The organism is Haloferax sp. KTX1 (assembly GCF_902410085.1).
GTDB classification, from domain to species: Archaea; Halobacteriota; Halobacteria; order Halobacteriales; family Haloferacaceae; genus Haloferax; species Haloferax massiliensis.
On sequence record NZ_CABPRH010000004.1, the window covers coordinates 222,959 to 246,897 of the forward strand.

At 68.2% G+C, this 23,939-nt stretch carries 25 protein-coding genes; 18 read left to right on the plus strand and 7 right to left on the minus strand.

Annotated elements, in window-relative coordinates; genetic code table 11:
• The first annotated feature begins 26 nt into the window (after positions 1 to 26).
• From thiE to FY251_RS09230, 4 genes are all read left to right on the plus strand, one after another.
• Positions 27 to 659, plus strand: coding sequence for a thiamine phosphate synthase (gene thiE / locus FY251_RS09215; protein ID WP_187367373.1), 633 nt, complete (start codon positions 27 to 29; stop codon positions 657 to 659).
• On the plus strand, positions 656 to 1,570 hold the full coding sequence (thiM, locus tag FY251_RS09220; RefSeq protein ID WP_187367374.1) for a hydroxyethylthiazole kinase: 915 nt from the start codon (positions 656 to 658) through the stop codon (positions 1,568 to 1,570). Before thiE ends, thiM begins: the two co-directional genes overlap by 4 nt.
• The gene (thiD, locus tag FY251_RS09225) at positions 1,571 to 2,410 is read left to right on the plus strand and encodes a bifunctional hydroxymethylpyrimidine kinase/phosphomethylpyrimidine kinase (protein WP_148414436.1); all 840 of its coding nucleotides are present in this window, start codon (positions 1,571 to 1,573) and stop codon (positions 2,408 to 2,410) included. It begins immediately after the preceding gene.
• A 78-nt stretch (positions 2,411 to 2,488) separates the two neighbouring features.
• Complete coding sequence (locus FY251_RS09230) at positions 2,489 to 3,286, plus strand: HpcH/HpaI aldolase/citrate lyase family protein (protein WP_148414437.1); 798 nt, start codon at positions 2,489 to 2,491, stop codon at positions 3,284 to 3,286.
• A 9-nt stretch (positions 3,287 to 3,295) separates the two neighbouring features.
• Here the strand turns inward: FY251_RS09230 and FY251_RS09235 are convergent, their stop codons facing one another.
• The 3 genes from FY251_RS09235 to FY251_RS09245 form a co-directional block, all read right to left on the minus strand.
• On the minus strand, positions 3,296 to 4,042 hold the full coding sequence (locus FY251_RS09235; RefSeq protein ID WP_148414438.1) for a class I SAM-dependent methyltransferase: 747 nt from the start codon (positions 4,040 to 4,042) through the stop codon (positions 3,296 to 3,298).
• 40 nt (positions 4,043 to 4,082) lie between these two features.
• The gene (locus FY251_RS09240; RefSeq protein WP_148414439.1) at positions 4,083 to 4,967 is read right to left on the minus strand and encodes an aldo/keto reductase; all 885 of its coding nucleotides are present in this window, start codon (positions 4,965 to 4,967) and stop codon (positions 4,083 to 4,085) included.
• 65 nt (positions 4,968 to 5,032) lie between these two features.
• On the minus strand, positions 5,033 to 6,424 hold the full coding sequence (locus FY251_RS09245) for an FAD-binding oxidoreductase (RefSeq protein WP_148414440.1): 1,392 nt from the start codon (positions 6,422 to 6,424) through the stop codon (positions 5,033 to 5,035).
• A 210-nt stretch (positions 6,425 to 6,634) separates the two neighbouring features.
• On the opposite strand from FY251_RS09245, the gene FY251_RS09250 reads away from it, so the two are divergent.
• From FY251_RS09250 to FY251_RS09280, 6 genes are all read left to right on the plus strand, one after another.
• Positions 6,635 to 6,898, plus strand: coding sequence for a hypothetical protein (locus tag FY251_RS09250; RefSeq protein ID WP_148414441.1), 264 nt, complete (start codon positions 6,635 to 6,637; stop codon positions 6,896 to 6,898).
• A 202-nt stretch (positions 6,899 to 7,100) separates the two neighbouring features.
• Positions 7,101 to 7,454, plus strand: coding sequence for a hypothetical protein (locus FY251_RS09255; RefSeq protein WP_148414442.1), 354 nt, complete (start codon positions 7,101 to 7,103; stop codon positions 7,452 to 7,454).
• Positions 7,455 to 7,932: 478 nt separating this feature from the next.
• On the plus strand, positions 7,933 to 8,829 hold the full coding sequence (locus tag FY251_RS09265; RefSeq protein ID WP_148414443.1) for a winged helix-turn-helix domain-containing protein: 897 nt from the start codon (positions 7,933 to 7,935) through the stop codon (positions 8,827 to 8,829).
• A gap of 100 nt (positions 8,830 to 8,929) precedes the next feature.
• Positions 8,930 to 9,919, plus strand: a complete 990-nt coding sequence (locus FY251_RS09270; protein ID WP_148414444.1) for a VOC family protein — start codon at positions 8,930 to 8,932, stop codon at positions 9,917 to 9,919.
• A gap of 150 nt (positions 9,920 to 10,069) precedes the next feature.
• Entirely contained in the window at positions 10,070 to 11,182 is a 1,113-nt protein-coding gene (locus FY251_RS09275; protein WP_148414445.1) for an alanine--glyoxylate aminotransferase family protein, read from the plus strand.
• A gap of 16 nt (positions 11,183 to 11,198) precedes the next feature.
• The gene (locus tag FY251_RS09280; RefSeq protein WP_148414446.1) at positions 11,199 to 11,570 is read left to right on the plus strand and encodes a tautomerase family protein; all 372 of its coding nucleotides are present in this window, start codon (positions 11,199 to 11,201) and stop codon (positions 11,568 to 11,570) included.
• On the opposite strand, the gene FY251_RS09285 is transcribed toward FY251_RS09280, so the two are convergent.
• Positions 11,531 to 13,423 carry a PAS domain S-box protein gene (locus tag FY251_RS09285; RefSeq protein WP_148414447.1) on the minus strand — a complete coding sequence of 631 codons (1,893 nt, stop codon included), beginning with the start codon at positions 13,421 to 13,423 and terminating at the stop codon, positions 11,531 to 11,533. The genes FY251_RS09280 and FY251_RS09285 overlap by 40 nt on opposite strands.
• 122 nt (positions 13,424 to 13,545) lie before the next feature.
• Here FY251_RS09285 and FY251_RS09290 point away from each other — a divergent pair, with 122 nt between their 5' ends.
• Positions 13,546 to 14,904 carry an NRAMP family divalent metal transporter gene (locus tag FY251_RS09290; RefSeq protein WP_148414448.1) on the plus strand — a complete coding sequence of 453 codons (1,359 nt, stop codon included), beginning with the start codon at positions 13,546 to 13,548 and terminating at the stop codon, positions 14,902 to 14,904.
• Between the two features lie 17 nt (positions 14,905 to 14,921).
• On the opposite strand, the gene FY251_RS09295 is transcribed toward FY251_RS09290, so the two are convergent.
• Positions 14,922 to 15,608, minus strand: a complete 687-nt coding sequence (locus FY251_RS09295; RefSeq protein WP_148414449.1) for a plastocyanin/azurin family copper-binding protein — start codon at positions 15,606 to 15,608, stop codon at positions 14,922 to 14,924.
• A 270-nt stretch (positions 15,609 to 15,878) separates the two neighbouring features.
• Here FY251_RS09295 and FY251_RS09300 point away from each other — a divergent pair, with 270 nt between their 5' ends.
• From FY251_RS09300 to FY251_RS09330, 7 genes are all read left to right on the plus strand, one after another.
• Positions 15,879 to 16,478: a hypothetical protein gene (locus tag FY251_RS09300; protein ID WP_148414450.1), complete on the plus strand. Its 600-nt coding sequence runs from the start codon at positions 15,879 to 15,881 to the stop codon at positions 16,476 to 16,478.
• A 15-nt stretch (positions 16,479 to 16,493) separates the two neighbouring features.
• Entirely contained in the window at positions 16,494 to 17,129 is a 636-nt protein-coding gene (locus FY251_RS09305; RefSeq protein WP_089777377.1) for a ubiquinol-cytochrome c reductase iron-sulfur subunit, read from the plus strand.
• A gap of 1 nt (position 17,130) precedes the next feature.
• Entirely contained in the window at positions 17,131 to 18,564 is a 1,434-nt protein-coding gene (locus tag FY251_RS09310) for a cytochrome bc complex cytochrome b subunit (RefSeq protein WP_148414451.1), read from the plus strand.
• Positions 18,565 to 18,602: 38 nt separating this feature from the next.
• Positions 18,603 to 19,079: a hypothetical protein gene (locus FY251_RS09315; protein WP_148414452.1), complete on the plus strand. Its 477-nt coding sequence runs from the start codon at positions 18,603 to 18,605 to the stop codon at positions 19,077 to 19,079.
• A 77-nt stretch (positions 19,080 to 19,156) separates the two neighbouring features.
• Positions 19,157 to 20,785 (plus strand): lipopolysaccharide biosynthesis protein, encoded by a 1,629-nt coding sequence (locus FY251_RS09320; protein ID WP_148414453.1) that lies wholly within the window; start codon positions 19,157 to 19,159, stop codon positions 20,783 to 20,785.
• A gap of 177 nt (positions 20,786 to 20,962) precedes the next feature.
• A complete protein-coding gene (locus FY251_RS09325) occupies positions 20,963 to 21,340 on the plus strand; it encodes a winged helix-turn-helix domain-containing protein (protein WP_148414454.1) in 378 nt (125 codons plus the stop codon).
• Entirely contained in the window at positions 21,341 to 21,676 is a 336-nt protein-coding gene (locus tag FY251_RS09330) for a hypothetical protein (RefSeq protein WP_148414455.1), read from the plus strand.
• Between the two features lie 217 nt (positions 21,677 to 21,893).
• Here FY251_RS09330 and FY251_RS09335 read toward each other — a convergent pair whose 3' ends face one another.
• Together FY251_RS09335 and FY251_RS09340 are read right to left on the minus strand one after the other, a co-directional pair.
• Positions 21,894 to 22,337, minus strand: a complete 444-nt coding sequence (locus FY251_RS09335; RefSeq protein ID WP_089777372.1) for a Tat pathway signal protein — start codon at positions 22,335 to 22,337, stop codon at positions 21,894 to 21,896.
• Between the two features lie 42 nt (positions 22,338 to 22,379).
• A complete protein-coding gene (locus FY251_RS09340; RefSeq protein WP_148414456.1) occupies positions 22,380 to 23,765 on the minus strand; it encodes an NAD(P)/FAD-dependent oxidoreductase in 1,386 nt (461 codons plus the stop codon).
• Between the last annotated feature and the right edge of the window lie 174 nt (positions 23,766 to 23,939).

Below are 23,939 nucleotides of genomic sequence, written 5' to 3' on the forward strand. Positions count from 1 at the left end.
CTAGAATACAACTCATGAATACTCCGATGGGAACCTATCTTGTGACGCAGTCTGACCGCTCGGGCGCGCGGTCGACGCCGGACGTGGTGCGGGCCGCCGTCGACGGCGGCGTCGACGTCGTTCAGCTCCGCGAGAAGCACGCGAGCGCCCGCGAGCGCTACGAGATCGGCCACGAGGTTCGCTCCGTGACGGCCGACGCGGGCGTCCCGCTCGTCGTCAACGACCGGGTCGACATCGCGGCCGCCATCGACGCCGACGGCGTCCACCTCGGGGACGACGACGTGCCCGTCTCGGTCGCGCGCGAACAGCTCGGCGACGACGCCATCGTCGGCCGCTCGGTCTCGACCGTCGCGGGCGCGAGAGCCGCCGAGGCGGCCGGCGCGGACTACCTCGGCGTCGGCGCGGTGTTCGCCACCGACACGAAGGACACCGACCCCGAGCAGTCCGAAATCGGGACCGAGCGGGTGTCGGCCATCGCGGACGCCGTCTCGATTCCGTTCGTCGGCATCGGCGGCGTCACGCCCGACAACGCCGCCGACGTGGTCGCCGCCGGGGCCGACGGCGTCGCCGTCGTCTCGGCCATCACCGCCGCGGACGACCCCGCCGACGCGACCCGCCGCCTCGCCGCCTCGGTCGTCGCCGGGAGTGACCGCCGATGAGCGGACGAGACGGCCCGGACGGCGCGGGTGGACCGGGCGGTTCGGGCGGCGCGGACGGTTCGGACGACGCGCCCGGTACGGGCGGCGTGCCCGACGTGGCGCTGGACGAGGCGCTCGCCGCCGTCGCGGGCGAGCAACCGCTCATCAACTCGGTCACGAACGACGTGACCGTCAACGACGTGGCGAACGTCACGCTCTACTGGGGCGGTCTGCCGGTCATGTCCGACGACGAGCGCGAGGTGGGCGACATGGTCGAAATCGCCGACGGCTGTCTGCTCAACATGGGGACCGTCAGCGAGTCCGGCGAGGAGACGATGCTGACCGCCGGTCGCGCCGCCAACGAGCGCGGCGTGCCCCTCGTCGTCGACCCCGTCGGCGTCGGCGCGACCCCGACGAGAGACCGGGTCGCGGACCGCCTCGTCACCGACCTCGACGTGGACGTGCTCAACGGCAACTACGGGGAGATCTCCGCGCTCGTCGGCGACGACGCCGAAGTTCGCGGAGTCGAATCTGTCGGCGAGTACGCCGAAATCGCCGCCGCGGCCGTCGAGTGCGCCCGGAAGACCGGCGCGGTCGTCGTCGCCTCCGGCGAGACCGACATCGTCGCCACCGAGGAGGCCGCCTTCGAGGTCGACGCCGGCCACTCGATGATGGGCGCGGTCGTCGGCACCGGCTGTATGCTCGGCGTGACGCTCGCGGTGTTCGCGGCCGCCGTCGACGACCCGCTTTCCGCGGCGCTCTCCGGGACCGCGGCCTACGGACTCGCGGGCGAACTCGCCGCCGAGGGCGCGTTCGGCGACTACCGCGGCCCGGCCAGCTACAAAATCGCCTTCCTCGACGCGGTCGCCGGGCTCGCGGACGCCTCGACGCCGGACATCGCCGACCGAATCGACCGCATCGAGGTGCGGTAGATGCCGGAGACCGCGCCCGACCCGCAGACGCCGCCGTACGCCCTCACCATCGCCTCCAGCGACTCCGGCGGCGGTGCGGGCATCCAGGCCGACCTGAAGACGATGACCCGCCTCGGCGTCTACGGCGGGTCGGTCGTCGTGGCCGCGACGGCCCAGAACACCCGCGGCGTCGAGGGGTCGCACGTCCTCCCCGCCGAGTCGATTCGCGCCCAGTACGAGGCCGTCGCCGACGACTTCGACATCGCCGCCGTGAAACTCGGGATGCTGGCGACGGCCGAGGCCGTCGAGACGGTCGCCGACTGCCTCGCCGACTGCGACGCTCCGGTCGTCCTCGACCCCGTGATGGTCGCCACCTCCGGCGACCGACTGCTGGCCGAGGACGCCGTCGACGCCTACGACGCGCTGTTCGCGCGGGCGACGCTCGCCACGCCGAACGCCGACGAGGCCGAGGCGCTGACGGGCGTGTTCCCCGACTCCCCGACGGCCGTCTCCGAGGCCGCCGACTGGTTCTTCGACCGCGGCGCTGACGCCGTGCTCCTGAAGGGCGGCCACGTCGCGCCCGACGGCGACACCGTGGTCGACACGCTCGTCACGCCGACCGAGACGACGACGTTCGTCAACCCCCGCATCGACGCGACGGCGACCCACGGCTCGGGCTGTACGCTTTCGAGCGCCGTGGCCGCCCGCCTCGCCCGCGGCGACGACCTCGCCGACGCGGTCCACCACGGCATCGAGTTCACGCGCGCGACCCTCGCCGAACCCGCCGACGTGGGCGAGGGCGCGGGGAGCGTGAACCACCTCGTCGGCGTCGGCGACGGCTGGACGCCCGACGGGTCGTAAGCGACGACCGGCGACTCGCGGTCGGACTCTCCGACGACCGCCACGCCCCTTTTTCCAGACACGTGTCGTATGACGAACATGGTAGAGACACCAGCATCGAACGCGCTCCGCGCCCGAATCGAGGCCGGCGGCGTCGCGCTCGGCGTCCTCGACAACACCTACAGCCCGACGCTCGTGGAGTTCTACGGCGAACTCGGTCTCGACTTCGTCTGGCTCGACCTCGAACACGGCGGGCCCAGCCCGCTCGACTCGGGCGCGATGGAAGACCTCCTCCGCGCGGCGGAGCGAACCGGCATCGAGCCGCTGGTTCGACTCCCGACGACGGACACCGAGTTCGTCCGGAAGGCCCTCGACCTCGGCGTCAGGAACGTCTTCCTCCCGCGCGTGGAGTCGGCCGACGAGGTCCGCGAGGCGGTCCGGTCGGCCCGCTTTACCTACGGCGACGGCCCCGGCGACCGCGGCCTCGCGTCGCCGCGCGCCCGCCGGTGGGGACTCGCCGACGACTACGTCGAGAGCGAGGACCGCGAGACGCTCGTCGGCGTGACCATCGAGACCGCCGAGTCGCTCGCGGACCTCGACGCGATTCTCGACGTGCCCGAACTGGGCTTCGTCTTCATCGGGCCGTTCGACCTCTCGGTGGCGCTCGGCCACCCCGGCGAGATAGACCACCCGGACGTGCAGGAGGCCGCCGAGCGAATCCGCTCGGCCGCGGTCGAGGCCGACGTCGCGGTCGGTGGGCTCGGCTTCGGCATGGACGACGCGAATCAGAAGGCGGAAAACGGCTATCAGCTCATCAATCTCGGCAGTACCACCGGCGCGCTCAAGGGCGTCGTCGACGGCTGGCTCGACGACGCGGCGGTCGACCGCGAAACGTAGCGGCCGCGCCTATTCGACCGCGTCCGACCCCGAGTCGGACAACCGCATCGCCACGCTGTACATCTCGCCCGCGGACTCCGATTCGACCGCGGCGGCGACGCGGTCGGCCTCGACGGCGAGCCGCTTCCCCATCTCGCCGGGGACGTCCGCCGCCAGCGACCGCGCCACCGACGCGTGCGCCTCGACGTGGCTCGCGGACCACGGCACCGGGTCGAGCAGGGTTAGCTCGCGGTCGAAGCGCCAGCCGTATCCCGAAAACAGCGCCGTGAGCGCGTCGGCCGGGTAGAACGTCAGCGCGGGCCGTCCGCGGGCCAACTGGCTCGCGGCGTTTTCGAGCGCGAACAGCTCTCGAATCGCGGCGTCGTCGGGGACCGGTTCGTAGTCGTCGACGACGAGGTGACAGCCGGGCGCGGCGACCCGGGTTAGCTCGCCCGCGACGGCGGCGAGCGACTCGGGACCGATGAGGTTGAACAGCCCGTGGGCGGTGACGATATCGACCGAGTCGTCGGCGAGCGGGAGGCTCCGAACGTCGGCTTCCAGCACCGCGGTCCTCGCTCGGTCCGTCGGCGACGGGGCCACCCGGTCGCGGACGAGTTCCGCGTGTTCCGGGTCGTTCGTGACGGCGTAGACGCGCTTCGCGCCCGCGTCGAGGAGTCCCGCGGTCGCGTTGCCGGTTCCCGCGCCGGCCTCCAGACAGACCGCGTCGCGGACCGGGCGGTCGGCGAGGGCGGCCGTGACGGTCGTTGGAACGTCCATTGGCGGCGGGTGGAATCGAGGCGGGAGTCGTCTCGCCTCGCTAGTGGTGCAGTTGCTCCGGCACCGGGCTCTCGTCGTGTCGGAGGCGCTCGATGAGCGACCGCTGGGCCGTCTCGTCCATGCCGTTGTACCGCGTCGCGGCGTCGAGGACCATCGCCACGAGCTTCGGGTCGCCCGGCGTGACGACGCTCGTGAGACCCTGCGCGGCCGCGAAGTCGAAGCGCTCGGCGATTTCGTTCGGGGTGTCGACCGGTTCGTACCAGTTGGCGAACGGTCGGTCCGCTTCCGGGAGTTCGTCGGTGTCGGGCCAGCGACCGCGGGCGAACGCCTTGATGCCGAGCGTGCCGATACCCGCCTTCTCGGCCGCCTCGAAGACGCCCGCGTAGTCGTGTTCGTCGTCGCCCTTGCCGACGACGACGGGGTTCAGCGGGAACATCAGCGTTTCGAGGTCGTCGATGCGGTCGATGGCGTCGCGGATGAGCCCCGGGTTCCCGTGGCTCGTCAGCCCGATGTGGCCGATTTTCCCCTCGTCTTTCGCCTCGCGGAAGGCCGCGAGCGCGCCGTCGTCGGCCGTGATTTCGTCCAGTTCGGACTCGTATTCGAGGCCGTGGACCTGATAGAGGTCGATGTAGTCGACGCCGAGGCGGTCAAAGGAGCGGTCGAGCTTCCGTTTCGCGCCCTCGTAGCCCCGCTCTTGGGTCTTACAGCCGAGGAAGATGTCCTCGCGGTGCTGGCGGAGCTTCGGGCCCAGTTTGAGCTCCGCGTCGCCGTAGGTCGGAGCCACGTCGAAGTGGTTGACGCCCTTCGAGAGGACGTGTTCGACCATCTGGTTCGCGCCCTCCTGTTCGAGCCAGTTGAGCGCGATAGCGCCGAACGTCGCGATTGTACTCTCGTGGCCGGTGTCGCCGAGTGCGCGGGTTTGCATACGTCGAACGTCATCGCCGACGGACAAAAACGTGCGTCTCCCCCGGGCCGTTTTCCGTGACGCGCTCACCGGGAGGCCGACGGGGCGACGTTCTGATTCAGCCGGAACAGGTTCGTCGGGTCGTACTCGTCTTTCAGGGCGACGAGTCGCTCGTAAGCGGGGCCGAACGTGGTCCGCATCGTCTCGTCTCCGCCTTCGAGGAAGCCGGGGAAGTTCAGGTAGACGGTGCCGTCGGAGAACCGCCGCATGTCGTCGATGCAGTCGCGGACCCACGCGACGTTCTCCGCGTCGGCGTCGGGGTCCTCCCAGTTGCCCTCCACGCCGAGGAGGTACGGCGCGTTCCGACCGGCGAACGCGCTCTCGTCCGCGCCGACGTCGACGATTGCGCCGCCGAGGTGCCAGATATCGACCGTGGAGAGTGGCGACGGCGCGGCGGCCGTCCAGTGGTCGAGCCGTTCGAGAACCTCGTCGGAGAGGCCGTCGAGGTAGAGCGACTTCCAGTAGTAGCGCATGCCGTCGGGGTAGTCCTCGTCGAGGAGGCGCTGGAGTTCGACGTAGGGCGTCACGCCGCTGAAGTCGGCGATTGGGTCGGCGAACTCGCGGAGCGGTGCGAGCGCCTCGGTTCCCTCCTCGGGCGGGCCGGCGTAGCAGCCGAGGATGCCGAGTTTCGGCGTCGCCGCCGCGTCACCGAACAGTTCCTCGTCGGGGAGGACGCCCGAGAAGGTGAGCGCGCTCACCTCGTCGGGGGCGGACCGCGCGTACTCGCGGAAGTCCCGCAGGCGGTCCGGGATATCGGTCGCGGGGTAGAACACCAGACACATCGCCACCTCCGGGCCGACGGGGTGGAGTTCGAACTCGAAGCCGGTGACGACGCCGAAGTTTCCACCCCCGCCGCGGAGCCCCCAGAACAGGTCGGCGTTCTCGTCTCGGCTCGCGGTCACGACTTCGCCGGCGGCGGTGATGAGTTCCACCGACCGGAGGTTGTCGCAACTGAGGCCGTGCTTCCGGCGGAGGTGTCCGAGGCCGCCGCCGAGCGTGAGTCCGGCGACGCCCGTGTCGGAGACGACGCCGCCCGGCGCGGCAAGACCGAACAGTTGCGTCTCGTGGTCGACGTCGGCCCACCGAGCGCCCCCCTCGACCCACGCGGTTCGCTCGTCGGGGTCGACCCGGACGCCCGTCATCTCCGAGAGGTCGATGACGATGCCGTCGTCGCAGACGGCCGTTCCCGCGACGTTGTGGCCGCCGCCGCGAACCGCGACGACGAGGTCGTTCTCCCGCGCGTAGTTCACCGACCGGACCACGTCGGCGACGCCCGCACAGCGGACGATGAGCGACGGTCGCCTGTCTATCATCCCGTTCCACACCGCGCGGGCCTCGTCGTACTCGGCGTCTCCCGGGCGGAGGACTGTTCCGCGAAGGCTCGCGTCGAAGCTGTCGCGTTGCTGGTCGTTGGACATGCGTTGCCATTGGTTCGCACGGCCGTTAGCCTCAACTCCCGAGAGGTGTGTTCCGGCGTGAGTCGCGTTTCACTCCGTGAGACAAGTGGGTCCGATGACGCTATCGAGAGTTCTTATTTCAGACACTGTGTCGAGGTCGTGCTGAACACAGCGCGCGTATCGGTCGGCTCAACCCCCACGATTATGTCCGCTCTGTATTACCACTATCCTATGGAGCGATTTTACGTATTTTACACGTGCTTGGCGGTCTATGGTGCGGCCTTCGCAATCGGGCCAGTCCTCGCTCTCACCGAGGGGAGCGCGGGCCTACCCATCATCTCGGGTGGCATCGCTGGAGTGGGGCTGATACTCGCATCAGTATACGAGATGTCCACCGGGTCTCCATCCGACTTCGAGATCGGCGATTTAGGATTCTGGGCCGTAGTCTTGGGCGCTGTGGGAGTTCTCTCAGTTCAGGTGTCTACGTTACTCTGAGTGTGGATTCGTGACCTCTCTAGATCGATGACGAATACGCACGCTTTTTCAATCGGTTCGTTTGGCTCGCACAGTGTGAAACAGAGAGCGGCGGTTTGCCGAATACAACGCGCGAGTCGGTCACTGGCGCTGACGAAATATATTAGACGTCCGACCAGTACTCGTTCACAGATGCGTTGCAACCGACATCTGACCGCTATCGATGACTGACAGTGACGACGAGTTCGGTGGCGTGTGGTCCGGCGTGAGTACGGTGCTGGTCGCACTGCTCGCTATCGGCGTTCTCGTCTTCACGACAGACCCCATCGATACTGCTGGCGTTGTCGCCGGAATCGCTCTCGCGCTCACCGGTCTTGTACAGGTTCTCGCCCCCCGAATCTCGCCGTGGTTCGAGCGCCTCAGCCATCGCTGGACTGGCCTGTGTTGGATAGTCGTCGGTGGCGGGATAGCGACGCTTGGGCTCGTTGCCTCGTCGACAGCCGGAACGCTCGTTGGAGGGGTCGTCCTCGGGGCACTGTTCGTGTTCTATGGAAGCCTCGGTATGCTCGGTCGATAGTCTCACCGCAATACGTATCACGCCGCACCTGTCAGCAGCCGCGTTACAGCCGTGTCTCGTGACTATGGCTCATAACGTCTCCATGCCAACACCGTCAGGCCACAGACGAACCCGCCGAACGCGCCCCGACTCACCGCACTCACCCACTGTCCGCCGAAGAGCACCGATTCGAGGAGAACGTAGAGGAGAACCCACAGAACCACCGTTACGAGAACGAAGACCCACGGAGTTCCCAGACTAAATTGTCTGATAGTCTTCACATTTGACATTGAGAACCCGCCACGAAGTATGTGTTTTGTCTGCACCGCGCCCACTAATCTACCAAAGAGGGGTCCACCACGCCATTCCAACGAGACGCTGCAGTGAGCCGGTGGAACCCAACCGAGGGGAACCCCGTTGCCGAAGGGGTGCGCCGCCGACCACCGAGCGCCGGGGGATGAAGTTACTACTCGGGCCGACCAACTAGCTAGCGATTCACATGCACAGTTCCGACGGCGGTTCCGGCGGTAGCGACGGGTCGCCGCCGGAGCCGTCGGTTCTGGACGCGATTCTCGAAAACGCGCGGAACCGCCGACGTCTCGGGCGGCAGTTGTCGACCGCGGGTGAACGCATCAAGACGGACGACCTCGTGGACGTCGTCCGCCACGGGCCGCTACTGGAAGCGCTCCTCGACGAACCGCTGGACAGGCGGGGAATCGAGGACCGACTCGGGGTCTCGAAGGCGACGAGCCACCGCTTCACGCGCTGGCTGGACGAGCGGGGACTCGGCGAGCGAACCGACCGCCGGTTCCGGTTGACCGGCCTCGGAGAAGTCGTCGCAGAGGAAGTCCTGCGATTCGAGGCGAACGTCCGAACCGCCCGGCGGTTGACGCCGCTCCTCGACGCCATCTGCGACGACCACGACGAGTTCGTCGTCGAACCGTTCGCGGACGCGACGGTGACCGTCGCCGAGTCGGAAGACCCGTACCGCCCCGTCGAGCGGTTCGTCGAACTCGTCCGCGGGTCGGAGACGTTCCGCGGGTTCAACACCACGCACATGGCCCCGCTCGTCCTCGGCGAGTTCCACCGGCACGTCTTCGACGAGACGGAGACGGAGATTATCTACCGCCCCGAAATCGCGGAGAAACTGTTCGAGACCTATCCGGGGCGCGCACGGGAGGCCATCGAGCGCGGCCACCTCCGGCTTCGGACCCGCGGCGAACTCCCGTACGGACTCGCCATCTTCGACGACCGCGTCGGCATCGGCGGCTACGACGGAACGACGGGGCTGATGGAGGTGTTCGTCGACACCGACGCGCCGATTGCCCGCCAGTGGGCCGAGCGCGTCTACGCGTCGGTCAGGGAGGACTCCGTGTCGCTGGATGCGGAGGCGTGACCGGCGAGGAGGGACGGACGCTCGTCCTGCTGACGCCGCCGCGACCCGGTAACACTCGCGTCAGCGGATACTCAAGTCCTTCCGGCCCGTAGCACCGTCCATGGCAGAACCCACGCCGACACCCGGCATTCACCACGTCACCTGCATCGCGGGCGACCCCCAGCAGAACCTCGACTTCTGGGTCGAGACGCTCGGACTCCGCCTCGCAAAGCGCTCCATCAACCAGGACGACCCCAGCACGTACCACTTCTTCTTCACGGACGCGGAGGGGACGCCCGGTACGAGCATGACGTTCTTCCCGTGGGAGAACCTCTCGCGGGGGAAGGTCGGCACCGGGCAGGTCTCCCGCACCGCGTTCCGCGTGCCCGAGGGGAGCCTCGACTACTGGGAGGATCGATTCGACGAGTACGGCGTCGACTACGACGACCGAGTCGAGCGGTTCGGCGAGACCGTCCTCCCCTTCAGCGACCCCGACGGCCTCCCGGTCGAACTGGTCGAAGTCGAGGTTCCCGACGACGACCCGACCGTCCCGTGGACCGAGTTCGTCCCCGAAGACGTTGCGATTCGCGGCTTCCACTCCGTGACGCTCTGGCTGGCCGACCCTCAGCCCACCGAAGACCTCCTCGAAACGATGGGCTTCGAGCGCGTCGGCACCGAGGAAGCGCAGGGCGACACCCCCGGCGACGAGCGGACGCGGTTCGCCGCGACCGGGAGCGTCGGCAAGTACGTGGACGTGCTGCCGACCATCGAGAGCAGTCGGCAGGGACTCGGTACGGTCCACCACGTCGCCTTCCAGACGCCGACCGACGAGGACCAAGAGGCGATGCGTAAGGCCGTCCAGTCGAAGGGCCTGCGCCCGACCGCCCAGATCAACCGCCACTGGTTCCGGTCGGTCTACTTCCGCGAGTTCGGCGGCGTGCTGTTCGAACTCGCCACGAGCGAGCCGGGCTACACCGCCGACGAGCCCCTCGACGACCTCGGCGGTCGCCTCGTCCTCCCCGGCGAGTTCGAAGGTCGGCGCGAGCAGATAGAGGCCGGCCTGACCGACGTGACGGTCCCGCGGGCCGAGTCGGCCGAAGCCGACGACTGACCCCCGACCCCGAGTTTGTCCGGCACCGCACCCGCCCGTCGGACGCGCTTTTTGCCCCGTGTTAACATCCCGTGAGCGACTGCGACGAGTGTCGCAATCACAAGTACCATCATCGCCCGCGACGCAGTGGTCCGTACTTAGGTGGATGACGTGACGGAAAAACGCGAATACAAGGACGACTATCCGGACAAGACGCTGTACATCCCCGGTCCGACCGAGGTGCGCGAGGACGTCATCGCTGAGATGTGTCAGCCGATGTTCGGCCACCGCATGGACCGCATGACCGACCTCTATACGACCATCGTCGAGGACACGAAGGAGTTCCTCGGCACGGACAACGACGTGATGATTCTCACGGGGTCGGGCACCGAAATCTGGGAGTCCTCGACGCTCAACCTCGTCGACGAGAACATCCTCGTGCCGACCTGTGGGAGCTTCAGCGAGCGCCACGCGAACGTCGCGGAGCGCCTCGGCAAGAACGTCGACCGCATCGAGTACGAGTGGGGACAGGCCATCAAGCCCGAGGACATCCGCGAGGCGCTGGAGTCCAGCGACAAACAGTACGACGTGGTCGCCACCGTGATGAACGAGAGTTCGACCGGCGTCCGCAACCCCATCGAGGAGATCGGCGACGTGGTCGCCGAGTACCCCGACACCTACTTCGTCGTCGACGCGGTGTCCGCCCTCGGCGGCGACTACGTCGATATCGACGAGCACAACATCGACGTCATCTTCGCCTCGTCGCAGAAGGCGTTCGCCATGCCGCCGGGGCTCGCCATCTGCACCGTCAGCGAGGACGCCTACGAGCGCGAACTGTCGAAGGACTCCGCGTCGTGGTACGGCGGCTTCCAGCGCGCCCTCGACTACTACGACCGCAAGGGCCAGACCCACTCCACGCCCGCGATTCCCATCATGCTCGCGTACCGCAAGCAGATGAAGTACATGCTCGAAGAGGGCCACGAGGGCCGCGACAAGCGCCACCGCGAGATGGCCGAGTACACCCGCGAGTGGGCCTACGAGCACTTCGACATGTTCCCCGAGGAGGGCTACGAGTCCCAGACCGTCGCCTGCATCGAGAACACGCAGGGCATCGACGTCGCCGCCACCATCGAGGAGGTCAACGAGAAGTACGACATGGCGTTCTCGAACGGCTACGGCTCCGCGCTCGGCGAGAAGACGTTCCGCATCGGCCACATGGGCGAACACGACGTGGAGTCCATCAAGGCGCTGACCGACGCCATCGAAGACGTGGCGGACCTGTAGGGGAGCCCCCCCGCAGATGCCGCATCTCCAGTTCGACCTCGACTTCGAGGTCACGGCGCGCGAGGCGGACCGGTTCGCGACCGAGATGGCCGAGTTGTACGCCGAGCGGATGGACGCCGACACCGACTACGCCGCCGTCACCGTCCGCGAGGTCGAGGCGATTCACCTCGGTCGGGCGACCGGAGACAAGACCGTCGTGTTGCAGGCCGACATCCGGGCGGGTCGGTCGGCGGACCGGAAACGCGACCTCGCTCTCGCGGTCATCGAGGCCGTCGCCGAGCGGTTCGGCGTGCCGGAGTCGAACCAGAAGGTCGTCTTCACCGAACACGAGGGGAGCCAGATGATGGGCTACGACCGCGTCGGCGACGACTGGTCCGAGTCGGCCTGACCGGGGGCGGTCCGGAGTTCGACCGCGAAGACGGAACCGCAGGGGTCGTTGTCCTCGACCCACACGTCGCCGCCGTACTTCTCGACCAGCGACTGCACGAGGTACAACCCGAGGCCGGTTCCCCGACTCTGCAATCCCTTCTCGTCCTTCGCGAAAATCGACTCTTTCCGCTCGTCGGGCACGCCGCGCCCGTCGTCGGCGACGCGGACGACCACGCGGCCGTCGCCCTCGGTCTCGGAGACGGAGACCTCGATAGTCGGCTCGTCCCCGTCGGTGTGCTGGACGGCGTTCGTCAGGAGGTTCCGGAAGACGGACCCGAGCATGTCGTCGGCGAGCACCGCGACCGTCGGCAACTCGGCGTCGACCGTGACGCTCGCGTTTGGTGCCATCTCTCGCAGCGACGCGAGTTCGGCTCTCAGCACCGGGACCAGCGGGACCGGTTCGGTCTCGACGCCCCGACTGCGCATCATCTCGGCCATGTCCCGCGCCGTCTCCGTCAGTTCGACCGCGTGATTGGCGCGCTTCCGGACGATGTCGACGTACTCCCGCGCCTCGTCGTCGGCGACGCGCTCTCCGAGCAGTTCCGCGTAGGCGGTCACCAACTGCAGGTCGTTGCGCACGTCGTGACGGACGACCTGATTCAGCACCGATAGCTCGTCGCGTTGTGTTTCGAGGAGGCGGTTCTGCTCGCGCAGTTCCGCCTCGTAGCGCTTCCGCGTCGTGATGTCGCGGGCGACGCTCAGGACGACCGTCCGCCCGCGGTAGGTCACGAGGCTCGAACTGATTTCGACGGGAATCTCCCGGCCGTCTCTCGCCCGGTGGACCGTCTCGAACACCTGCGTGCCGTCCGACGGCATCTGCGTGATGAGCGCCGATGCCTCGTCGTCGCTGAGTCCCGCGTCGATGTCGTGGACCGTCATCGAGAGGAGTTCGTCCCGCGAGTAGCCGAGCAGTTCCACCGCGGTCTCGTTCACCGCGAGGATGTGGCTGTCGATATCGATGACCCAGACGGTGTCGTTCATGCTGTCGATGAGCTCTTGGTACTCCTCGCGGGCGCGCCTCAGTTTCCGCTCTCGCTCTCGTCGGTCGGTGATGTCCCTCGATACGGCGATGACGCCGACGACTTCACCGGCCACCCGAAACGGCGCGAAGCGGTAGCTCAGCGTCCGCGACTCGCCGTCCGGGGTGACGAGTTCGGTCTCGCCTTCGAGCGAGTCGACCGCCCCGTCCAAGAGCCGCTGATACGGGTCGTCCGGGCGTTCCTCGCGGACCGTCTCGACGAGCAGGCTCCGCTCGCCTTCGAGTTCGGCGGGCGTCAACCCGTAGAAGTCGGCCAGGTAGTCGCTCGCGAGGAGGAATCGCCCTTCGCGGTCGTACAGGCACGCGCCCTCCAGCATCTGTTCGAAGACGCGCTCGTAGACGAGCGACTGGGCGACCCGCCCCGGAGCGGGCGGTGTGACCACCCGCTCGACCCGGGCGGCCACCTCGTCGTACCCCTCGCGGTCCCGCACTCGGACGTAGTCGGTGACGCCGGCGTCGAGGGCGTCGCTCGCCGTCAGCCCGCGTCCCCCGTCGGCGACGACGAAAAACGGCAGGTCGAGAGCGCGTCTCCGAACCGCGGCGAGGAAGTCGAGCGTGTCCATCTCCCCCGCGTCGGTCGACGCGAGGACACAGTCGAAGTCAGAGTCCGAACCGGCGTCGGCGTCCCCGAGTCGTTCCAGCGCCGCGGTGGCGGTGCGAACCTCCTCGACGTCGACCCGCGCTCCTCGCCGTCGGGCGGCTTCGACGGTCGCCGCCGCGACGCTCGAATCGGCGACGACGAGGAGCCGGACCGTTCCACCACCATCATGCATTACCTAGGACACTCACGACCGTCTGATAAAAGGTCGCGCGCCGACTCCCGCGACGCGAGATATTCTCCGGTTGTACTACTCAGTAGCAACACTTTTGTGACGACCGCCGAGACCACGACGGCATGAACGGACCGAGACTCGACGTATCGGCGGTGATGAGCGGCGACTGGCGGGGATATCTCTCGGAGATGGGGCCGTCGTGGGTCGCGGGCGCGGTCGCGGCGGGACCGGCGACGATGGCGACCGTGCTCACGGCGGGGGCGACGTTCGGCTACGCGATGCTGTGGGTCGTGCTGCTCTCGGCGGTGCTCGGGGCGTCGGCGCAGTACCTCTCGATGCGGCTCGGCCTGCTCACGGAGGACGGCATCGTCTCCGTCGTGGAACGCGAGTTGGGCGACGGCTGGGCGTGGGTGCTCGTCGCCGACGGCGTGCTGGCGGCGGGGCTGGCCCAGTTGGTCATCATGCAGGGTCTCGCGAACGTGAGCGCGACGATAACCGGCGTCGACGCCCGCGTCTGGGGCGTCGTGTGGGCCGTCGTCCTCGCCGCCGGCCTCGCCGGGCGCGGCTACCGCTTCGTCGAACTCCTCGCGAAGGGACTCGTCGCGGCCGTCGTCGCCGCGTTCCTCGCGTCGCTGGTTTTGGTTCCCATCGACCCGGCGGCCGCGGCCGGCGGGCTCGTCCCGCGAATCCCCGCCGGCGTCGACGGCGCGCTCGTCGCGGCCGGCATCCTCGGCGGCGCGGTCCACATCACGCTCATCACGATGCACTCGTACACGATGCGCGCCCGCGGCTGGACGACCCGCGACTACGGGCTGGCGACGTTCGACGTGGGCGCGTCCATGCTCGTCGCCTTCGGCGTCTACAGCCTCGCCATCTTCCTCGTCGCCGCGAGCGTCCTCCACAGCCCCGAGGTGGCCGCGAGCGACCTCTCGGCGGTGGCGGCCGCGCAGGCGCTCGGCCCGATAGCGGGCGCGAACGCGAAGTGGCTGTTCCTGCTCGGCCTCCTCGGCGCGGCCGTCTCCACGCTCGGCGGCAACACCGTCGTCCCGCCGTTCCTCGTCGCCGACAAACTCGGCTGGGGAACGGACCTCTCGGACGGCCGATACCGCGCGCTCCTCGCCGGCGTGGCGCTGTTCTCCGGCGTCGGCGCGTTCCTCGGTGGGGCCTTTTTCCCGCTTCTCGTGTTGGTGCTGGCGTTCGGCCTCGTCGGCACGCCGTTCGCAATCGCCGTCGTGCTCGTCTTACTCAACGGCGACGCGGTCGCGGAGCCGAACTCGACGCTGGCGAACCTCGGCGGCGTCGTCCTGTTCGCGGTCACGACGGTCCTCGCCGCGAACTTCGTCCGCTCGCGGGCGCTTTCCGACCTCGGCGACCCGCTTTCGATCTTCGTCGTCGCCTTCGCGGTGGCGATGGGAGCCGCGACGCTCGGCCTGTTCGGTAAGTTCGTCCGCGAGGCGGTCGCGCGACCGGCCGCGGCCTGACGGGCGGTCGTCGCGGCCTACTCGCTGTAGCGGCCCGACGCCCGGTCGTACTTGGAGACCATCGCGACGACGGCGGTCCCGAGCCCGCCCGTCGCGGCCCAGAACTGCCACGGGAGCGACCCCGAGGACCCGCCGCTCGGGACGTAGGGGTACGACAGCGACCCCGCCTCGACGATGTCCGCCGACCCGGGCATGAGACCGGACCCCGGTTCGTTCGGAATCGCGCCCTCCTCGGCCGGGCCGCCGGGCTCGCCGCAGACGACCCGACCGACCATCCCGAGCTGTTTGTGCGGGCTACAGAAGTAGTCGTAGGTGCCCTCGACCTCGAAGGTGTACGAAAAGCTCGCACCAGATTCCTCAAGGAGGCCGCTGTCGAAACCGGACGCGTCCGCCGGGATGCGCCCCTCGGCCTGATTCGACTCGGCGTAGGCCGTCACGGAGTGGTCCCCGCTTTCGATGACCCACTCGACGGTGTCGCCGGGGTCGACGTGCAGTCCGACGGGGTCGAAATAGTACTCCCCGTCTTCTGTCACCATCCGAATAGTATGGGTGGCCGAGCCGCCGCCGCCCGAACCGCCGCCGGCGTCTGTACCCCCGTCGGAACCGGCGGTCGAATTCCCGCCCGACGCCCCGGTGACGCCCGTCGACGCCCCGAGAACGGCGATTCCACCCGCAATATTTTTCATGAACGTTCGTCTGTTCATAATGGATTTCAAGTTTGAATTACCGCTGATACGGCCGACTACGTGACCGTTCGTCTACTATCTTGTAGTTCTGTTGGTTCTCGAACATCCCGAAACAGAAAAACAGATAACCGCTCGTCTGAACGCTTACGTGGCATCGCCGCTCCCGCGAACCCGCGGTCGCCGCCGCGGCCGCGGGAGCGCTAATCCGGCATCAACGATTACGTAAAACTACTGGTACATTCATGAAATTCGTGGTGAACCCGACCCGACGTTCGGCGGTGAGAACCGATGCGACGTGAGACCGCAGTCATCCTGCTTCTCATCGCGGTCGTACTGCTCCCGATGTGGTACGTCGCGCTGACGAGCGGGACCGAAGGCGGCGGTATCGGCGTCGGCACCGGCGCGGAGCCGGTCGCCGTCAACACCTCGTCCGACCTCCAGCCCGCGAGCGGCTACCTCCCCGGGCCGGTCGAAGTCGGCGTCAATCAGGCCGGCGTCGTCGCGTGGGTCGCGCTCCTCGGGACGGTCGGCGTGATGGTCGGGACGAAGCGGTTCCTCGACCGCATCAGCCACCTCGGCGACTCCGTCGTCGCCGACGGCGGCCGCGCGACCGTCTCCGTCCCACCGTACATGGAGACGGAGTCCCGGCGCATCCTCGACTACGTCCCGGCCGTGTCGTCGCGGACCGGACTGCTCGTCGTGGCGCTCCTCTCGTGGGTGGACGTGTCGTTCGCCGCCCTCCTCACGCTGGAGGGGCTCGGCCCGGCGCGGACGCAGTTCCTCGGCACCTACGCCGGGATGCTGTTCCTCTCGCTCGCGCTGACCGTCCTCGCGTACACGGCGTACTTCGTCCCGAGCATCACCGTCGCAGAGACCAGAGACCACTGACCATCCGCACAGACCATGCGCAAACGCACCAACGACACCGACACAGACCGCTCGGACATCCCGCAGACAGACGACGAACTGACGCGGCGAAACATGGCGAAGCTCCTCGCCGGCATCGGCGGCGCGGCCGCCATCGGAAGCTTCGGTATCGGCTACGCCGCGGGCCTCCCCGGCAGTCTCGACACCGGGAGCGAGACGCTCTACGTCGAGGGCACGCGCCTCGTCGACAGGGACGGCAACCCCCTGACCGCCGCCGACGCGCTCTCGACCGATGAGTTCGACAAGATGGACGTCTTCCCGGAGAAGGAAGGCGGCGGGGCGCTCGTCACGAAGCGCGCGACCACGCTCCTGCTTCGGTTCCCCGAAGACGAGTACGAGTCGCCGACGAACATCGAGGGGACGGCCAAGGGCTACGTGGCCTACTCGAAGGTCTGCACCCACGAGGGCTGTCTCGTCGCGGGCGAACAGGACTCGGAGCTCCGGTGTCCCTGTCACGGAAGCCTCTACGACCCCACGAAGGGTGCGTCCGTGACCGGCGGCCCGGCCTCGCGGGCGCTCCCGCAGCTCCCCCTCGGCATCGCCGACGACGAGGACGGGACGCTCCTGCTCGCGACGGGACCGTTCGAGGGGCCGATCGGGACGGAGGAGTGAGATGACGGGGACAGCACCAGACGACGACTCCGGCGACGACCGGCGCGACGTTCGGTCGGACGGCGGCGAGGCGGGCGGCGACCTGCCGGGGACCGACCTGACCGTCCGGACCCACGAGGCGTACCCGAGAAACGCCCTGTTCGACTGGCTGGACCAGCGGCTCGAACTGGACCACACGCTCCTCGGCAAGGCGTTCCCGGAGGACAACTACGGCTCGTTCCTCCTCGGCGAAATCGCGCTTTTCACCTTCGTCATCCTCGGCCTGACGGGGACGTTCCTCGGCCTCCTGTACAACCCCGCGGTCAACGCCGTCACCTACGAGGGCAACGCGCTCCAGTACGCCGGCACGGAGGTTCCCGCGGCGTTCGCGAGCGTCCTGCACATCACCTACGACACGACCTTCGGGATGTTCGCGCGCATGATGCACCACTGGGCGGCGTACATCTTCATCGCCGCCATCGCCCTGCACATGTTCCGCGTCTTCTTCACGGGCGCGTACCGCAACCCCCACGAGCCGAACTGGTTCATCGGGAGCACGCTGCTGCTTTTCGCCCTCGTGGAGGGCTTTTTCGGCTACGCGCTCCCCTACGACAACTTCAGCAAGACCGCGACGACCATCGGCTTCCAGATGACCGGCACGATTCCGGTCGTCGGGTCGTTCCTGCAGTCGCTCGTCTTCGGCGGGGCGTTCCCGGCCGGGGCCGACCAGGTCATCCCGCGGATGTTCTTCCTCCACGTCTTTCTCATCCCGGCCGCGCTGGTCGGCGCTATCGCCCTCCACATGGCCGTGTTGATGCGGCAGAAACACACCGAACACGCGCCGAGCTCCCGCGGCGAGGGCCGCCCCGACGACGATGACGACAGCGTCGTCGTCGGAATGCCGCTTTTCCCCCAGCAGTTCCTCGTCTCGACCATCGTCTTCCTCCTGACGGCCGCGACCGTCGCCTTCCTCGCCGGCTTCTTCCCGGTCCAGCGCATCGCCGCCATCGGCCCGGCGACGCCCACGTCGACGCCCTCGCACGTCGGCCCGGACTGGTTCTTCATGTGGGTGTTCGGCTCGCTGAAGATGATGCCCTCGTGGCTCGGCGAGTGGGGCCGGTTCGCCGGCGGCGTCGTCGTCCCCTCGCTCATCATCGGCGTGATGATGATCTGGCCGCTCCTCGACAACCCCGAGCACCCGGTTCACTTCACCGCCGACCCGCTGGACCGACCGCTCCAGACGGCCCTCGGCGTCGCGGCCGTCATGCTCATCATCGTCCTCTCTATCGACGGGATGCGGGCCACCGTCGCCGCCGTGTTGGGCGTCTCCGACGCCGTCCTCTACCCGTGGCTCGTCGCGCTGACCGTGGGGATGCCGCTTTTCGACTTCGCCGTCGTCTACTGGCTCCTCAAACGCCGTAAACGCCGCAAGAGCCGGACCGGAACCGCCGGCTGACCGCACAGACCCCCGACCCACCGAACCCGACTTCGACTATGAACGTTCCACTCTCGCCCCGCGCGTTCCGCCTCGTCGACGGCGGCTCGAAACTCGTCGGCCTCGTGGCGATAGCCGCCGCGCTCAACGGGGCCGCGGCCCCGCACTCGCTCATCGTCGGCGTCGCTGGCTTCGTCGTCGGCGTCGGGACCGCGTTCCTCTCGCCCCGCGAGGTGACGTCACGTGACGACCGCGGCGACGACTCCACCCCGGCGACCGACCCCGCCGACGGCCGTCCCCGACGGCCGCTCACGAGCCTCGCAACGCGCCTGTGGCGGAGTCGGCTGGCCCGACTGGGCGGCGCGCTCTGGCTCTCGGCGTTCGCCGTCGCGGCCGCCGGCGTCGCCCTCCGAGCCGCCGGCTCGTACCGCCTCGCGGCGACGCTGTTCGGACTCTCCGGCCCCCTCGGGCTGGTCGGCATCCTCGGCATCGTCACCGGCGGTGGCCGGCTCGCGCTCGCCTCGCGTCGGGAGTGACCGCGCCGCCGAGTCCGACGCTCGCTGGCGAATCACGCGACTTATTTTCGACCCCGACAAGCGACAGAGACGCGACCGTGTCCTCCGATACACCCGACGGCGACGGTCCCGACGACCGCACACCCGCACCCAGACCCGACAGCGACACTCTCGACAGCGACATCCCCGACGACGAACGCGAGGCGCTGTTGACCATCGGTCACGGCGCGGTCGTCGCCTCCGGCGGGCAGTCGCTCCAGCGGGCGCTGACGACGGCGACCGAGTACGTCCTCGCACGGGGGTTCGGTCCCGTCGTCTACGGCGTCTACGCGTTCGCGTGGCGAATCACCCAGTTGCTGTTCCGCCTCGTCAACTTCGGGTCGGTCGGGACGCTCCAGCGGTACCTCTCGGCGTACGACGACGATCCCGCCCGGCAGGGCCGGGTCGTGGGGCTGGCGTATCTGACGACGCTCGCCGTCGGCCTCGGACTCGCAGGGGGATTGGTGCTCACGAGCGACCGGCTCAACGACGCGACGGTGTCGCACCCCGAGTTCCCGCCGACGATACACCTGTTCGCGGCGCTCGTCGTCCTCGTCGGACTGGTGCGGATTCACGCCGGCGTCCTCAGGGCGGTGCAGTCGGCCCGCGGCGAGGCGCTTTTCAATCGCGTCCTCCGGCCGGCGGTCAAGCTAGTGGGTGCCGTCGGCGCGATGGCGCTCGGGTACTCGCTGGTCGGCGTCGCCGCCGCGTTCGTCGCCGGCATGGCCGGACTCGTGGTGCTGGGCGCGCCGTTGGTCGTCTCGGCGAGCGGTATCCGCCCCTCCGTCGGCGGCCTCCGTTCCGAGGTCCGTCGGTTCTACAACCACTCGGCCCCCATCGCGCTGAGCAGCCTCGGCAAGGTGTTTCAGAACCGCGTGGACGTGATGCTCGTGGGGTTTCTCCTGACCGCGAAGGCGGCGGGCGTCTACAACGTCGTGCTCGTGTTGGTGACGCTGGCGTGGATTCCGCTCCTCTCGTTCAATATGCTCCTGCCGCCGGTCGCGTCGGGGCTCTACGCCGACGACGAGATGGAGACGCTCAACGCGGTGTACACGGCCGTGACGCGGCTTATCGTCACCTGCGTCGTTCCGATTCTCGCCGTGCTCGCGGTGTACGGGCGGTCGATTCTCTCCGCGTTCGGCCCGAACTTCGCGGCGGGGTACGTCCCGCTCGTGGTCTACCTCGGCGGCGTCTTGGTCGGCAGCGCCGTCGGCGCGACGGGGTGGCTGCTCATGATGACCGACCACCAGTACGCCCGGATGGCGCTCGACTGGCTCTTGGCCATCCTGAACACGCTCCTCACGTTCGCGTTCGTCCGGGCGTTCGGCCTCGCCGGCGCGGCGCTCGGGACGGCCGTCGCCATCGCCGTCCAGAACTCGGTTCAGGTCGTCCTCCTGCGGCGCTTCGAGGGGCTGTGGCCCTTCGACGCGACGTTTCTCAAACCCCTCGGCGCGGGCGTCGCCGCGGCCGGCGTCATGCTCCTCGTCCGCGAGACGCTGGCCGGGGGCGGCGTCCTCGTCGTCGTCGCCGGTGCGACGCTGGGTGCGGTGACGTACGTGGGCGCGCTCGTCGCACTCGGCGTCAACGACCGCGACAGACTCGTGGTGACGGCGCTGGCCGCCCGGTACCGCCGGGCGACACTCGCGGCCCTCGGCGAGCGGCGTCCCGGAACGCCCGGGGACCGATAGCGGTCGCTCTCGGGAGTTCGGAGTCGCCACGCTCGCGAGTGAGAGAGATACGACCCCCGAAGAAGCCTCTCGCCGAGAGTGTGTGTCGCCCAGAACACTATGAATCGACAAACTACTAGTAGAGACTTCACTAAGTACAGCAGTACACTGATTACATCAGCACACTAACCTCACAGTATGCCGGTAAGTATCGACGAGTTCGAGTCCGGGGATCTCCCACAAGGACCGAGCGTTCCGGAACAGGTGGTCGTCTATCTACACACCCACCGTGACCAAGCGTTCACTCGCTCGGAGATTGCGAGTGCGATTGGAGAGAGTCCGAATACTGTCGGGACCGCCCTTTCACGATTGAAGCGGCGTGAGCTGGTTCGGCACAAGGGGGAGTACTGGGCGATAACGAACGACAGAGATAGAGTCGAGTCTGCATACGACCTACACATCGTTAGTGAGCGACTCGACGGTGACGACGGTGGCATCGATGCGAACGAGTGGGATACGGCTGCACCGGACACACCGCATCCGAGTGAGCGGAACGCGGGCGAGGACGAGACGTAGATGCAACCGGAGCGTGCCGACGTGGTTCGAAGTTCAGATCCGTTCAAACTGGGTGACGACCGGCAGCGACCATGGCTCATCGTGAGCAACGACTCCCACCCGTTCGACGGCGAACAGTACATTTCTGTTGCCATCTCGACGAAAGAGTACGACGATTCGATTCCACTCACAGAGGACATCTGGGAAGTCGGTGGCGTTCCTCGGCAGTCGTTTGTCTCTCCGTGGGCGGTTCATTCACCACGAAGCGAGGACTTCGTCGCGTGGCAAGGATGCGTGACGAATGCATTCGTCGACAGCGTAGTCGAAGTAGTGGAGACGTATCTCAGAGAAGTCTGAGTTGTCGCCCAGAACACTAACGGCCGGTCTCATCCCGAGGCGGCGTGCCGCGTCGACCGGGAAACCCTCGTGCCGGGCGGTCCGTCTTTCGGGCGCGGACGTTCCGAAGTACGCCGGCGTCAGCCGGCCAGTAGCTGTTGCGCACCCGGGTTCGCCGTGCTGTCATCGCTCCCGAAGCGGGAACACTCGGCCGGGGACTTGAGGTACGCACCCGACCTTAGCGCGCCGGGGGTAAAACGAGTTCCGACCGGCGGGCGTCGTCGCCGGCGAAGAAGACGGCTCGAAGTCGGACGACCTGCCCGTCGACGCGGACGTAGTAGCGGCGGTCTTCCGACTTGTCGACCGACGGGAGCGCGTCGAGGTCCTCGCGGAGGGCGTCGTAGTCGCTCAGGCAGTCCGAGATGCTCGACTCGCGCGGGTGGCCCTCGGCGGCCGCTTCGACCACCTTCAGCACCCACGGGCTGTTTGCGACTCGCGGGTCGTCCACGTCGACGACGGTCGCCCCGTCGGGGGCCGACCCGACCAGTTCCGCCCGGAGCATGATTTCGGCCGACGAACAGCCTCGAAGCGACGAACAGCCCGCGACCCCGCCGGTCAGCCCGACGCCGACGGCCGCGGCTCCGCGCCGGAGCAGTTGACGGCGAGAGGGTCGACCGGCCATCGACTGACAGAGATTCGGAGGAACTGATAAGTCTTCCGTCGGCTACAGCGCGTACTCGTCTTCGCGCAGTTGGACGTACTTGCCCTTGCGGTACTTCACTTTCGTCCGCTGGTACTGCGTGGCGAGTTTGGCGGCGCTGAACCCGGCGCTGAGCTTCGAGGCGCCGAACGCCTTGTAGCCCTCGTCCTTTTCGAGGAGCTTCCGGGCCGCCTTGAACGTCTTGTCCCACTGGCCGGGGCCGTAGTCGTGGACGATTTCGGCCATGGCGACGTTGCGGAGAATCTCGTCGCCGATGGCGTCCTTCCAGCGGTCGTTGTAGTCGCTCAGGTCGCCCTCGGCGGCGAGTTCGCCGGCGATGGCTCCCGTCCGGACGGCGACGTGGTCGCCGCCCTCGTGGAAGGCCGAGGTCGCGCCCATCGCGCCGCCGGTGACGGCGATGCCGGCCGACGCGGGCGAGTCGATGGGGCGCGTCGAGGAGATGGCGTACGTCTCCGTTCCCTTCGTCTTCCCGCGGTCCTCGACGAGCGGGAAGTCCTCGTCGACGTCGTACTCGTCGCCGTACTCCTGTTCGAGGAGGCGGCGGACGTACTCGCGGCCCTGCGGGATGCGCTCGTCGCCCTCGCGGAGGAGCTTGTACGCATCGCGGTCGTCGACCTCGTCGATGTCGAGGCCGATGGGCATCGTGAGGCCGACCCGGCAGACGTTGTTGTCGTTCGGGAACACCCACGGGTACGCCGTGTGGCCGGGCATGTAGCCCCACCAGAACTTGATCGCGCCGTCGACCTCGTCGAACAGTTCCGGCGGGAATTCGCGGTGTTCCTGGTAGGCGATGTGGTTCGCCTCGGTGGACGACAGGCGGTCCGTGACGGGGAACGGAAGCAGGTCGTCGAGCACCTTGTTCGTGACCGTCCGTTGGGGGCCGTCGGCGAGCACGACGAAGTCAGCGCCCACGTCCTCGCCGTTGGCGAGGCGGACGACGTGCCGGGGGTCGTCCCCGGCGGCGTCGAGGTCGGTCTCCACGTCGCGGACGGAGGCTTTCACGCGGTACTCCGCGCCGGCGTCTTCGGCGCGGCCGCGGAGCCAGTCGTCGAACTTCGCGCGGTGGAAGGTGTAGCCGAACTCGTCGTACGAGGAGTCGATGCCGGTGCTCCGAAGCGTCAGCGATTCGTTCGGCCCGATGAACTCCGCGCGGTCGAGGATGTCGAGCACGACGTCGTCGGGGAACTCGTCGGGGTGGATGCCCATGATGTCCACCCAGTAGTCGAGGATACCGGCCGCGTCCGTCGAATCGGGGCCGAGACCCGGTCTGTCTGCTCGGGGGACGCCCTTTTCGAGGACCAGGGCGGAGGCCCCGGCCGAGGCCGCGGCGTGTGCCGCCGACGTGCCGGCCGGACCGCCGCCGATGATGGCGACATCTACGCGTTCCATACCGCTACAGCACTTCGCTCGGCTATTAAACCCCCTGAAGCGCCGCGGCGTCCGACGGTTTCGAGGCCGCGCGTCTCAACTCCGCTCGGTGCGTTTTCCAGCGGGTGACGCGACTGTGACATCGACGCGCCGCCGTTCGCATCCTCCACGGAGCCGACGTTCCCGCGGATGAAC